Origin of the sequence: Mangrovibacterium marinum (genome assembly GCF_003046625.1) — a bacterium.
GTDB lineage: Bacteria > Bacteroidota > Bacteroidia > Bacteroidales > Prolixibacteraceae > Mangrovibacterium > Mangrovibacterium marinum.
This window is the reverse complement of record NZ_QAAD01000003.1, coordinates 144,742-157,231: the sequence shown is the minus strand read 5'-3', so window position 1 is coordinate 157,231 and position 12,490 is coordinate 144,742. Positions and strand designations below refer to the sequence as shown.

At 46.7% G+C, this 12,490-nt stretch carries 10 protein-coding genes; 3 read left to right on the top strand and 7 right to left on the bottom strand.

Translation table 11 applies throughout. The annotated features are described in order from the left end of the window. Positions 1-9: 9 nt before the first annotated feature. Complete coding sequence (locus C8N47_RS03910) at positions 10-1,197, bottom strand: complex I 51 kDa subunit family protein (RefSeq protein WP_107821215.1); 1,188 nt, start codon at positions 1,195-1,197, stop codon at positions 10-12. 4 nt (positions 1,198-1,201) lie between these two features. After that, positions 1,202-1,675 (bottom strand): NADH-quinone oxidoreductase subunit NuoE family protein, encoded by a 474-nt coding sequence (locus C8N47_RS03905; RefSeq protein WP_107821214.1) that lies wholly within the window; start codon positions 1,673-1,675, stop codon positions 1,202-1,204. Between the two features lie 347 nt (positions 1,676-2,022). Here C8N47_RS03905 and C8N47_RS03900 point away from each other — a divergent pair, with 347 nt between their 5' ends. The 3 genes from C8N47_RS03900 (at position 2,023) to C8N47_RS03890 (ending at position 4,922) form a co-directional block, all read left to right on the top strand. After that, the gene (locus C8N47_RS03900) at positions 2,023-2,496 is read left to right on the top strand and encodes a CYTH domain-containing protein (protein ID WP_107821213.1); all 474 of its coding nucleotides are present in this window, start codon (positions 2,023-2,025) and stop codon (positions 2,494-2,496) included. 69 nt (positions 2,497-2,565) lie between these two features. Next, positions 2,566-4,533, top strand: a complete 1,968-nt coding sequence (locus C8N47_RS03895) for a DUF3078 domain-containing protein (protein WP_107821212.1) — start codon at positions 2,566-2,568, stop codon at positions 4,531-4,533. 11 nt (positions 4,534-4,544) lie between these two features. Continuing rightward, a complete protein-coding gene (locus C8N47_RS03890; protein WP_107821211.1) occupies positions 4,545-4,922 on the top strand; it encodes an SRPBCC domain-containing protein in 378 nt (125 codons plus the stop codon). Between the two features lie 243 nt (positions 4,923-5,165). Here the strand turns inward: C8N47_RS03890 and C8N47_RS03885 are convergent, their stop codons facing one another. From C8N47_RS03885 to C8N47_RS03865, 5 genes are all read right to left on the bottom strand, one after another. Further along, positions 5,166-6,068: a Cbp1 family collagen-binding glycoprotein adhesin gene (locus tag C8N47_RS03885; protein ID WP_146161426.1), complete on the bottom strand. Its 903-nt coding sequence runs from the start codon at positions 6,066-6,068 to the stop codon at positions 5,166-5,168. Between the two features lie 263 nt (positions 6,069-6,331). After that, a complete protein-coding gene (locus C8N47_RS03880) occupies positions 6,332-7,687 on the bottom strand; it encodes a sigma-54-dependent transcriptional regulator (RefSeq protein ID WP_107821209.1) in 1,356 nt (451 codons plus the stop codon). Between the two features lie 91 nt (positions 7,688-7,778). Next, positions 7,779-10,193, bottom strand: coding sequence for a response regulator (locus tag C8N47_RS03875; RefSeq protein ID WP_170111276.1), 2,415 nt, complete (start codon positions 10,191-10,193; stop codon positions 7,779-7,781). Between the two features lie 74 nt (positions 10,194-10,267). Further along, positions 10,268-10,780 carry an O-acetyl-ADP-ribose deacetylase gene (locus C8N47_RS03870; RefSeq protein ID WP_107821207.1) on the bottom strand — a complete coding sequence of 171 codons (513 nt, stop codon included), beginning with the start codon at positions 10,778-10,780 and terminating at the stop codon, positions 10,268-10,270. A 99-nt stretch (positions 10,781-10,879) separates the two neighbouring features. Then, positions 10,880-11,782, bottom strand: coding sequence for an EamA family transporter (locus C8N47_RS03865; RefSeq protein WP_107821206.1), 903 nt, complete (start codon positions 11,780-11,782; stop codon positions 10,880-10,882). Positions 11,783-12,490: the final 708 nt, after the last annotated feature.

Here is a 12,490-nt window from a genome sequence, read left to right as displayed (position 1 = left end):
AGTGAAGGTTTAGTAAATCATTTCTTCTCTGAAATTCTCGACAATCGACGAGAATGAATTGGCCACCGATTGGCCCAGCCCACATTTGGCGGTCAGTTTCATGGTTTCGGTTAGTTTCAGCAATTTGTCGAGGTAGCCTGCCGGTTTTTCGCCGCGCTTAACGGCTTTAATACCCTGGTATAATTGCTGGCAGCCAACCCGGCAAGGGGTGCATTGTCCACAGCTTTCCTCCCTGAAAAACTCCAGGTAGTTGTCCAGCACATTGTACATCGACCGGGAGCTATTGAACAACATCATGGAGCCGCCGGTGGGAAGGGAAATGCCCGAGAGCTTGCCTTTGTAGCCGATGGCGGTAGCCTTAAATTTTTTGCGGGGAACCAAAAATCCGGAGGCTCCGCCAACTTGTACGGCTTTGGTGTCGCCATCCCCAAATTCATTGACAAAATCCTCCAGGCTCATGCCCAGTTCCAGTTCGTAGATTCCCGGTTTTGGGGTGTCGCCCGACACTGAAAATAGTTTTGATCCGCGCGAATATTGGACGCCCAGGTCGTAGAATTTTTTAGCGCCGTATTTAAAAATGGTGAAGGCGTGCGCCAGTGTTTCAACATTATTGATAACGGTTGGGCAATTTTTGTAGCCGACTTGGGTGGGGTAGGGCGGCTTGTTGCGGGGTTCTCCGCGTTTGCCTTCCATCGATTCGAAAAGGGCGGTTTCTTCGCCACAAATATAGGCTCCGCTGCCCAGAAAGATCCGGATGGTAAATTGACAACCGAGCGACTGGCAGATTGTATGAAATTCATCGATTGCCTGGTTGAGTTGTTCAACCAGGTATTTGTACTCGCCCCGGAGATAGATGTATCCTTGTTGGGCTCCGATGACATGAGCACAAACGGCCATTGCCGTTAACACTTTGTGGGGCACCAAGGTGAGGATCTCGCGGTCTTTAAAGGTGCCGGGCTCGCCTTCATCGGCGTTGCAGATGATGTATTTTTCGTTTCCCGGAGCTTCGGCCGTAAGTTTCCATTTCAGGCCAGTGGGAAAGCCGGCGCCACCCCGGCCCTTCAGTTCGGAGCTCATCAGCTCGTTGATGATTGCATTGGGCGGTAGTTTTAATGTGCGGGTTAGTATATTTTTCCAATCCTCTTCATCCTTGAAAATGAAATCGGCTCTTTTGAGTAAATAAGTGTCGAATGCCATGATTTTAGTTTTGAGTGGTTTGAAGGAATGTTTTCAGAATTTCCCGGACTTTCTCGGGCGTGAGATCGGTAAACACTTCGTCGTTGATTAACATAGCCGGAGCTTTGTGACACCATCCCAGACAGTTGGTCTGTAACAAGGAGAAACGCCCATCGGGAGTGGTTTCGCCCAAGCTGATTTTGAGCATATCCTCGATGGTTTGCAGAATTTGGTTTTTCCCTTTCATGGAGCAGGTGATTGTTTTGCACACCCGAATGATATAGGTTCCGGCTTTGCGATGCTCCATAAAAGAGTAGAATGTTGCCGTGCCGTATACTTCAGCTGTGGGTAGATCCATCGCCCGCGCAATTTCAATCATGGCGTACTCCGAGAGGTATTTTTCCTGTTCGATAACGCCCTGCAAAATCGGGAGCAGGCTTTCCCGTTTTCGCCCATGTTGTTCGGTTAATTGCTTAATCAGATCGTTTATCGGATTCATATTGTCGTTGATTTTGGATGAAAAAATTGCAGCTCGCTGAAAATTTGAGAAGAGCGTCGTCTTTTAAAAAGACCGGGGAAGCATTCGGAAAACTATCCTCAAGCAGGATGAGTATTTCGGTTTTCGTTAAAGATAAAGAACAATGGATTGTAAATGTATGACGATCTTCGTTCATTTTGCTGAAGAAAGCCTGTTTTGCAGCACCTTTGGTCGCCATGGAATGCTAAACGGATAAGTAAGTCCGGAAATTAAGGCTAGGTTTATTCTTTGCGATCAATCCGGCGAAATGGTTCAGACATTGGAGCAGCCTGTTATCTTTGCAGAATCAAAAAAAATGGAAGTGGAAAATGGCTGTTGAAATAGAACGGAAGTTTTTAGTTAAGGCAGATTTTGTACCCGATAGCGACTCGCAAATCGAAATCATTCAGGCCTACTTATGCGCTGATCCCGAGCGAACAGTACGTGTACGCATTGGTGGCGACAACGCATTTTTGACCATCAAAAGCAAACCCGAGGGTATTAGCCGGGCCGAATTTGAATATGAAATACCCGTTGAGGATGCCCGGCAGATGATCGGATTGGCGGTGTGGCCGGCCATTGAAAAGGTGCGACATCTGATCGATTTTGATGGCAAGAAATGGGAGGTGGATGTATTTTCCGGAGCCAATGCTGGCTTGATTATTGCTGAGATAGAACTTTCAAACGCTGACGAAGTAGTCCGGCTGCCCGATTGGGTGGCGGAGGAGGTGAGTGAAGATCGACGTTTTCACAATTCATGTCTGGCTCAGAACCCTTATTGTGAGTGGAAAAACGATCGTTAGTCCGTTAGCAATTCATGATCAAAAAGTAGCGTGCAAAATTGTTTTTAAGCCATATAAACGATTAAAATTATGAAGTTCAGATTTATTCTGTCAGGAATTCTCGTGTTTTCTTCTTTGCAAAATCTTCGGGCTACCGACCTGATTGGGCGACAAGCACAGCAGGATTCCGTTGAGGTCAGTATCAATTATTTAAATCATTTATTAAGCCGGCAGGGCAATTGGTATCCGCAGAGCTCCGGCTTGGAAACCCAAATCCGCGGATTAATTCAATACATTGAAAACGATCGTGTCGACTCGTTGGTGAAGCGGTTGGATGCTTACGATTTGTTGGGCGAACGGTATTTTTTCAGAACCACCGAAAATGTGGCCGACAGTTTGATGGTTCCCGGCTTTATGTCGCACGTGCAGCTACAGGAAGAGTTGGCCCGGATCGACCGTTCGGTGCGGGATAATATTCACAAAGATCAGATTGCCGTTCCGGAGCAGCTGCTGACTAATATCGAGGGGAAAGTGAAAACGTTGAAGGAGGACGAAAGTAATCAGCTTTTGGGGACCAGCTATGTGACCATGCCCGACAGTTTGAGTGCTTTTGGTGCGTTACCCGACTCCTTAATTACGAGTCCGGCGGATTTTAAGCGTTTGCAGAGTCTGGACAGCACCAAAAGAGCCATTTTGGAAGAGGCTCGTCAGAAGTATAACAATTTTGTGATCAAGCAATATGTCGATTCAGTAACCGAAGCTTATCGCGAGGAATACATTCGGCAATATTCGGCCCGCGAGCAAAAGTTGTTCTCCGACTCGGTGAAACAACGCAATATCGCTCTGTTGCGGGCATATAACGAACAAGTGATGATGGCCGTGAACGACTCGGTAGCCAGCAGTTTGCGCATTCTCCGGAATTTTGTCGATGCAGAACAGTTGCCGCTTTGGCTGCATAACTCGGCAAGCGACTCGGTTGAGGTATTTTTGAGCAATAGCTATCCTGGTCAGTCACGCTTGTTTATCAAAAACGAACAAGACGATTCGTTGGGCGTTCGTATTCAAGCCTTAAACCGCAATTCTCTTCGCTTTTTAATTGACGATGGGGTGACATTTACCCGCTTCTCGCAACGCCAGAAAAAGGACTTCGCCTTTAACAAGATTGAACTGCCCAAGGCACTTGACAAAGTTGATAAGCGCTTTAAAGTGATTACGCCCTGGACGCTGGGGGGGAATTTTAATACCGGACTAACCCAAACGTATTACAATAACTGGAAATCGGGCGGGACAAGCTCATTTGCCTTGTTGTTTGTAATGAAGGGCTTTGCAAATTATTCGTCGAATAAAACCAAGTGGGAGAACTCGCTCGAAATTCGAAATGGCTGGTTGAAACCATCGGATGATGGAGTTCAGAAAAATGATGATAAATTTGAAATAACCACCCGCTACGGTATTCAGGCCTACAAAAAGTGGTATTATTCAGCCGAGCTCGACTTTGAAACCCAGTTTTTCAATGGGTTCAAGTATCCCGATCGCGAGACTGTGATCTCCGGATTTTTGTCGCCCGCCAAAACATTGATTAAGCTGGGTCTCGATTATAAACCCAATAAAAATTTCTCCTTGTTTCTATCGCCCTTAACGTCCAAAACCGTATTTGTACGCGATACGGCGCGTATCGATCAAACAAATTTCGGGATCGATGAAGATAAGAGACGTTTGTGGGAAGGCGGTCTGAACGCCGATTTGAGCTTTAAAAAGGAGCTCACGCCGGATATTTCGTTGCAAACGAAGTACAAGATGTTCATCAACTACAATGCTCCCTTCTCGAAATTCGACGTAGACTGGGAAAATACCTTCACCTTTAAGTTGAGCACTTTTATTAATATGCAAGCCTTGTTTCACCTGGTTTACGACGACAATGTTACATTTGCCACCAATAAGGTTGATGCCGACGGGAATACAATTTATAAACCCAAATGGCAGTTGAAGGAGTTTGTAACCATTGGTTTTACCTATTCGTTGAACAAACCGGTTTATAAGCGGGAACGATTGAACTAGAGATCAAAAATATGAAAGAGTATAAAAAGTATTTTCAAATTACAGCAGCACCTGAAGATGTGTACAACGCGTTGACCAATCAGTTGATGATTGAAATATGGACCGGAGAGCCTGCACAAATGGAAACGGTTCCCGGAACCGAGTTTTCAATTTGGGATGGTGCAATCTGCGGTCGGAATATTGAGTTTGTTCCGAACCAAAAGATTGTTCAGGAGTGGTATTTTGGCGAAGAGGAAAACTCGCTGGTGACTATTAAGCTTCATCAGCATAAGGGGGGAACCAGCATGGAAGTTCGTCAGATTAATATTCCGGATGAGGCTTACCAAAATATTGCTGAAGGTTGGGAGGAAGATTATTTTGGTGCATTGAATCAGTTGTTTGAGGAATAACGAACACAACTTTAGCCCGGTAAATCGGCTCTGTTTGACTGAAATTGCCCGTGGATAATGGTCGGAAATAAGCAGATGTGCGGTAGGCTGATTCTGCTATTTTCGGTTGCTGAGCGAGGATAAAAATAGCGAAGCCGTCACTGATTGTAGTGACGGCTTCTTGCTTGTTAAACGCAATTATTCGAGGTAAGGGATCTTTTAAATATTTTTATCGAATTTCGTTTTCTATGGACAACGGGATGTTTATTTCACCTCGATGACTGCGTATTTTGAAATCTTCCAGAATTCGTCCGGATTGTCGATTTGCAGGTAGGCAATCTGGCCATCTTCTTCAACCAATGAGTACGACTCGGCCGGGTGTTCTGAAATCACCTGTGCTTTTTTCGAGTGCAGAGGAATGATTTTGGTGTCGCGGATATCGATGGTTGTGAAGTAGTCTTCGTCAAGCTGGTTGTTCACAACTTTGTTGGCCGCCAGACCTAAAATACCACCTTCTTTCACCAGCAGTCCTTTTTCTTTCAGCTCGGTATACGTTCCGTAGGCTACGTGTGCCGTGTTTAGCTCGTTGGTACGTTCTACCAAACGTTCCGATTCTTTAGTCAGGGAGTCGGTCTGACTGGCCAGGAAGTCGTTCTGTTCGGTGATTTTTGTTTCGAGTTCAGTAATCTGAAAGTCTTTTTGCTCCACCAGTTGCTTCAATTCGGCAATTTGTGTGTTTTGCGTGTTGATATCCTTGTTCAGGGCAGCAATGCGTTTTTCGAAAGCGCGCAGGTTAACGCCTGATTTTTTCAATTTCGCTTCCAGTTCTTCAATTTTTTTGCTGCTCTCATTCAACATGGTATTCATCAACGCGATATCAGCAATCAGCTCCTTTTTTTGATTCTGAACGCCTTCGCCTTCTTCAATTGACAGGTTGCTTCGTTTTTCTTTAATGAAGGTTAAGCTGTTTTCAATTTCCGTAAAGGTGCTTTCCAGATCGTTCATTAACGAATCTTTCGCTTGCATTTCTTCAATCAGTGCAGTCTTTTCCGAAGTTAAAGACTTTAGTTGTGCTTCTTTCTGCGTGTAAACGTATACTCCGCCCAAAATTGCAACTACCAATAGTGCAGCTGCAATTGCAATTGTTTTTACTTGTTTTTTATCCATGGTATAACTCTCCATTTTATTAGTTTGTAATTTTCAACTCGCTTCAAACGTGTTGTGCCACGATATAGCCAAAGGATATGCCAGATGAAATGCTTGTGGAGTAAAGTTCTGGTCGATAGTTATTTGTGATTCTGGGCGATTGCTCTTTCTTTTTCAATATGATACTGAGGAGCTTGTTTTTTTCAAAATGAAAACCAGTGGGATCTAAAAAAAGCGAACCGGTCGGTGACCCATTCGCTTTCAATTTTTTTGGGCGGAGCTGATCAGGAAGCTTTATCTTCTTTCAGCATCCGGTAGATGGTTGCAACGCCAATGTCCAGCTTTTCGGCCACCAGTTTGGTGTTGTTGTCGTATTTTTTCAGAAAAGTTTTTACAATCTGGATGTCGTATTCGCGCAGGGTCATTTCCCGGCTGGTGATATCGGCCATGGCATCGTGGCCACCTCCAAACAAAATATGATCGGTGCTTATCTCGTCCTGATCGCAGAGCGTAACGGCCAGCTCCATAATTGATTTCAGCTCGCGAATGTTTCCGGGAAATGCATAGCTCATAAGTTTTTTTGAGGCTTCGGCGCTGAGGCTTTTGTTGTTCATCTTGTTTTCGGCGCAAAACTGTTGTATAAAGTGTTTGGCCAACATGACGATGTCGTTTCCGCGGGCTCTCAGCGGCGGCAACTCAATGGGAAGGCCGTAAAGGCGGTAGTACAAATCCTGGCGGAAATTTCCGAGCTTCACTTCTTCCAGCAGGTTTCGGTTGGTGGCAATAATAATGCGGCAGTCAATCTTTACCGGCGCATTACTGCCAATGCGGATGATCTCCCGCTCTTGCAGGGCGCGGAGCAGTTTTGCCTGCAGGGAGATGTCCATTTCGGCCATTTCGTCTAAGAAAAGCGTTCCCCCGTCGGCTTCTTCAAATTTTCCAATCCGCCGGAAGTTGGCTCCGGTAAACGAACCTTTTTCGTGGCCAAACAGTTCGCTTTCAATCAGGTCTTTGGGGATAGCCGCCACATTAACTGCAACAAAGGGCATTTTAGCCCGGTTCGAATTATAGTGGATGGCTTTGGCAACCAGCTCCTTTCCGGTTCCGGTCTCGCCGGTAACTGTCACGGTGATGTTGGTGCGCGTAGCTTTGTCAATCAGTTCGAAAATATGTTGTGTCGCCTGACTGTTGCCAATGATGGTATTTTGATAGCTGTACTTCTTCTTAACCTCTTTGCGCAGGCTGCTGATCTCTTGCTTGAGGGCAGTTCGGGTGCGGATGTTGTGGACCGTATTCAACAGGCGCTCTTTAATATCGCGCGACTTGACAATGTAGTCGTAGGCACCTTCTTTCAGTAGTTCAACAACAACGGATATATCATCCTGTTCGGAAATCAGAATGACCTGGATATCTTCATTCATGGCTTTCACCTGCTTCAGGATATCCAAGCCCTTCATGTCGGGCAGTCGATAGTCGAGTGTAATCAGGTCGGGTTGCTCATCCAGGCGGGCCAGGCAGTCTTTGCCATTTTCGAAGGCCTGTATTTCGTAATCTGGGTTTAGCGATAGGTTGTGTATTAGTAATCTGCGGTACCATTCATCGTCTTCAACGACAAATATTTTAAAGGCTTTCTCTGACATACGCGGCGTTTAATTTGTTTTCCAGGGCGGCAAGTTAGTAATAAATAGATTGATTTTGATCGAAATTCTCATTTTGAGAATCCTTCGGGGGCTAACGGATCTCCCGGTTTAGCTGATCGATCAGCTGGTGGATTTGTCGTTTCGTTTGCTCAATTTGGGCTTTTAATTCGTTCCAATCGCCTGTTTCTCCTTCTTGTTCAAGCGATTTTAGTTGCTTGTAAAGCTCGGTGGCCATCAGATGTTTGGTAGGTGCGGCCAGTTTGTGGGCTGCTTCAGTCAGGCTGTTCCGGTCCTGATTGGCGAAGGCTGCATCCAGCGAAATCAAACATTTTTGGGCCGAACTGATAAAGAGTTCGATCATTTCCTGCATAAATTGCTCATCGCCACCGAAGGTTGATTTTAGATTCTCCAGGTCGAAATTATCCTCGGTTGCTTCCGTGTTACGCTGCCCGGTAGCGAGGAGTTGGTCCTTTAGCTGAATAATCAACTCGAATAGAACCCGCTGCGGAAAGGGTTTCCGGACCACCTGTTTGATCCCGATTTGTTGATATTCGGCTTCATCTTCTTGCTGGTTGGTTGCGGTTAAGAGCACGATATTGGCCGAATGGTCGGATTCGAGAATTTGTTTGCTGGCTTCCAGTCCGTCTATCTCCGGCATTCGCCGATCCATCAATACCAAATTGTACGATTGCTGTTGATAGTTGGCCAGGGCTTCCAGTCCGTTCTGTGCTTCGTCGAATTGGATTTGCCATTTCTTCAGGATATTTTTTAAAAGATGGCGGTTGAACTCTTCATCGTCAACCAGCAGGATGCGTAGCTGGCTGAACCAGTCGGGAATTTCGAAAGTCGCCGCAGAGGCTTGCTCCAGCTTTTGCGGATCACCTTCGGCATAGGGAATTTCAAAGGAAAAACGGGTGCCTTTACCAACCAGGCTTTTTACGGCAATTTGTCCGCCTTGCAGATCGACCAGTTTTTTCACGATCGCCAGCCCTAGCCCGGCACCGCGGTGTTTTTGTGCGTTTTTGCCATCCAGCTGAACGAAGGCCTCGAATATTTTGTCGAGCTGATCGCCGGGCATGCCAGCTCCCGAATCGACCACATCAACAACGAGCTTGAATTGTCCGTCGCTTAATTTTTCTTCGCATGCTTCCAGGCTTACGCCTCCGGTTTCGGTGAATTTGATGGCATTGGTAAACAGGTTGATCAGGATTTGCTTCAGGCGTATGGGGTCGCCCTTGTACACCCGTTTGGTGGGGAGCGAATCTTTCAATTCCAGTTGAAGGCCTTTTTCTTCTGCCGGACCTTGGTGCAGGCGAATGATCTCGCGAAGCAGTTCCGAGGGGGCAAAATCAAGCTCTTCGAAGGTCATCGTTTGCGATTCCGTTTTCGAGAAATCAAGCGTGTCGTTGACTAAGCGGATCAGGTGTTGGGCCGAGCTTTGCACAATGGTCAGGTCCTGCTTTAAATCGGCTGATGTCGGGCGTTGCAGCATTTGTTCGCTCAGTCCGAAGATGGCGTTCAGCGGTGTGCGCATCTCGTGGCTCACGGTGGCCACGAACCGTTCTTTGGCTTTGGCCAGGCTTTCGGCATCGCGGCGCGCCCGTTGCAGCATCGTCTGATAGGCTTTGGTGTACTTCAGGTTGCGGAAGAACAGGATCAGCACAATGGTGAGCAACAGTACCGAGGCCCCGGTGAAGAGGACGATGCGTCGATAAATTTGAGCGGCCATGAGGTCGGCCTCTTCGGTTTTGCTTTCCAGACGGCGCTGTTCTTTTTGTTCCAGCTGTGCAATCAGCCGGTTAATTTGGTTTGTTGCAAGAATGTTGTTTTCGAGCAACTTTTTTTCCTGTCGTTGCAGCTCGCGGTTGGACGAGCTCATTTGTTGTTCCACCTCGGCAATCTCTTGTTTGAGTTGTTCTTTTTCTTCCTGTTTATCAATGATGACAGGCGCCTGCGTGGCCGTATCCTGTTTGCTAAAGGCACGCCCCAGGCGTTTAAAAAAGCCGGCTTTTTGTGGTTTTTCAAATGTAATGGTATCGGGCTGAATGAAAACGGTATCAATTTTAGAGGATAGCTGGCTGAGCAAGCTGGTGGATGGTTCCTGAATCTTTTGTTTGTGCAGGTTCCGGATTTGCGTCCACAGTACCAGTTTGCGGTTCGAGAGCATCCGGATCGAATCAATCTGCTGCAGTTCGTTAGTCTCCGGAATAGCATAATCTTCCAGATCATTCAGCTTCACGTGCACCTGCTTGGTTAGTTGGTGGAAGTTGTAGATGAAATCTTCGTTGCCCGTTAAACTGTAGAGACGAACCGAGTTTTCAACTTCATTCAGGTCGAGTGCAATATCTTTTATCAGCAGGAGTTTGTAGTCGGGCCGTGCTTCTTTGTGTATTGAATCGATAATTTGCGATAGGCTGGAGTAGACCAGGTAGCCCGAGCCCACAACAGCGGCTGCTATCACCAGCGTTAACAAGGTAATCTGAATTTCTATTTTAAAGAATTTCATAACAGGTGCGTATTCTGTTTTCTTGTGTTCAGCGTTTTTGTGTCGCATCAACTGTTTCTGTTGAAACAGCCTGATTAGGCCTCATGTTTAAGCAAGTCCTGGTAAATGGTCCTGTTTTCATCGTCATACACACAGAAGGTCACGGTTTCGGGCAGGGCATTGTTGCTCAAAAATTCGCGAACAGTCCGGATCGCTATTTGGGCGGCTTTGTCTTTCGGGAAATGGTAAACTCCGGTGCTGATATTGGGGAACGCAATGGTTTTTAGCTGATGGTCCCTGGCCAGTTTCAGGCTGTTGCGGTAAGCGTTGGCCAACAGCTCTGCTTCGCCAATTTCGCCGCCATACCAAACCGGTCCAACCGTGTGAATCACAAAGCGACAGGGGAGTTTGTAAGCTCCTGTTATTTTTGCTTCGCCGGTTTCGCAGCCTTTCAGCTTCCGACATTCTTCGAGTAGCCGTGGTCCTGCCGTACGGTGGATTGCTCCGTCGACACCGCCGCCGCCCAAAAGGCTTTTGTTGGCTGCATTTACAATGGCATCGACATGCATTTGGGTGATGTCTCCCTGAAAAAGTTGTATGCGTTCCATTTTTTCCTTTAAAATTAACAGGAAATGTTACCGAATCAACGGGAGAAGTTCATTTTTCGGTTTTATTCCAAAAGAATGAGTGCTTCCCGGTGTGGATTGTCAGTGTGTGCCAAAGCTGATAATCAAAATACCCAGTAAAATTCCCAGCAGGTAGAGACCCTTCTTTTTAATATTTCGTTCGCGAAACAGGATGGCTCCGGTTACAAAAGCAACCAGTACGCCGCCACGGCGTAAAGCTGACACGATGGAGATCATCGAATCGGGAATGCTTAAGGAGTAGAAATAGGCGTAATCGGCGAAGAGCAGAAAAATGGCAATCAGCGGGATGCTCCAGCGCCACTCAAAAGCGGGGCGTTTTTCGCGCGGTAGCCGCCAGCGGAACAGGGCTATGGCGGGTAGCATCACCACAACCTGGTAAAACGAAAACCAGGCTTGCACGGCAATCCGGTCAATTTGGCGCAGCAGGTACTTGTCGAACAGGCCGCTGGCAGCTCCCAGCAGGGTGGCGGCAATGATGCAGAAAATCCAGATGTTGCGGCGGAAGCTGATGCCTTCGAGCTTGCCGGCTGTTGACAGCAGGTAGAAGAAGAACAGGGTGATGGCCACACCCACCCATTGCATGGCGTTCAGGCGTTCCTGAAAAATCAGGATCGCTCCAATCAGGGTCCAGATGGGGCCGGTAGCACGGATGGGCGAGATCAGGGTGATGGGCAGGTGTTTCATGGCGTGAAAAGCAAAAATCCAGCTGCCGACCACGATAACCGATTTGATAAAGATCAGCAGATGTTCGCGGCCCGTGATGGGGGGCACATACAGATGAATTTGCTGAAAGGCTTGCGGAAACCAGGCCGATCCGAGTACAACAGGGGTGACAACGACTGCCGCCGTGACGGTTGATAAAAACAGAACTGGCAATACGCCATTGTCGTTCAACGAAAGTTTTTTGAAAACATCATACAAACCCAATAAAACCGCTGAAATCAGCGCCAGAATTACCCACATACTTTCTTAAATTTTGCGCAAAGCTATATGCTTTCGTGCCATTACTCCGGTGCCGGGATGAAATGTGCCGGAAGATTAATCATTCCTTAATTCATGAAGGATATGCTCGTGGCCGATGTGTCCCGAATTGTTGCCGGCGATTTTTTGGGAGTTGCGATGATGTTTTTGCTTTTGTTCCTGCTATTTTGAAGCGTATGGATAATATCGGACGCGTAGGGGTGGGATGATGATGTCGTATTGCTTTTTTGCTCGAATTGAATGCTTGAGTTGATCGTGAAACGACTAACATTTACTAGTGGGACTGGTATTTTTGCCAGTCTGACTGGTTATTCGGCAGTGAAACTGGTTTTATTGCCAGTATAGCTGGTTATTTGCCAGTCCAACTAGTTTTTCGACAGTCCGACTGGTTATTCGCCAGTAAGACTGGTTTAATTCGCATTTAGAGACGTTATTTAATCGTTCTACTGCTTATTTGAGAGTAGTCGTGGTTTGTTTGATCGTGATACTGTGTTTTTCGTCGTGTTACTGCTTTATTTAGTAGTCCGGGTGTTTTTTTTGAACGTAAGACTCCATTTCTTCGCTGATCCTGTTGCTATCTGTCGACCTGTTGAAGCCTTGCGGCAGTCGGATAAAAAACCTACATGATTCTGGGGAATCACCAACAGGAATGAGAGTTTACTATTTTTCGACGATGCTGTTGTCGTTGTT

What these genes read in the sequence shown, in the direction of transcription:
- C8N47_RS03910 (WP_107821215.1), bottom strand. Translation starts at nt 1,197, where the DNA reads ATGGCATTCGACACTTATTTACTCAAAAGAGCCGATTTCATTTTCAAG.
- C8N47_RS03905 (WP_107821214.1), bottom strand. Translation starts at nt 1,675, where the DNA reads ATGAATCCGATAAACGATCTGATTAAGCAATTAACCGAACAACATGGG.
- C8N47_RS03900 (WP_107821213.1), top strand. Translation starts at nt 2,023, where the DNA reads ATGGCTGTTGAAATAGAACGGAAGTTTTTAGTTAAGGCAGATTTTGTA.
- C8N47_RS03895 (WP_107821212.1), top strand. Translation starts at nt 2,566, where the DNA reads ATGAAGTTCAGATTTATTCTGTCAGGAATTCTCGTGTTTTCTTCTTTG.
- C8N47_RS03890 (WP_107821211.1), top strand. Translation starts at nt 4,545, where the DNA reads ATGAAAGAGTATAAAAAGTATTTTCAAATTACAGCAGCACCTGAAGAT.
- C8N47_RS03885 (WP_146161426.1), bottom strand. Translation starts at nt 6,068, where the DNA reads ATGGATAAAAAACAAGTAAAAACAATTGCAATTGCAGCTGCACTATTG.
- C8N47_RS03880 (WP_107821209.1), bottom strand. Translation starts at nt 7,687, where the DNA reads ATGTCAGAGAAAGCCTTTAAAATATTTGTCGTTGAAGACGATGAATGG.
- C8N47_RS03875 (WP_170111276.1), bottom strand. Translation starts at nt 10,193, where the DNA reads ATGAAATTCTTTAAAATAGAAATTCAGATTACCTTGTTAACGCTGGTG.
- C8N47_RS03870 (WP_107821207.1), bottom strand. Translation starts at nt 10,780, where the DNA reads ATGGAACGCATACAACTTTTTCAGGGAGACATCACCCAAATGCATGTC.
- C8N47_RS03865 (WP_107821206.1), bottom strand. Translation starts at nt 11,782, where the DNA reads ATGTGGGTAATTCTGGCGCTGATTTCAGCGGTTTTATTGGGTTTGTAT.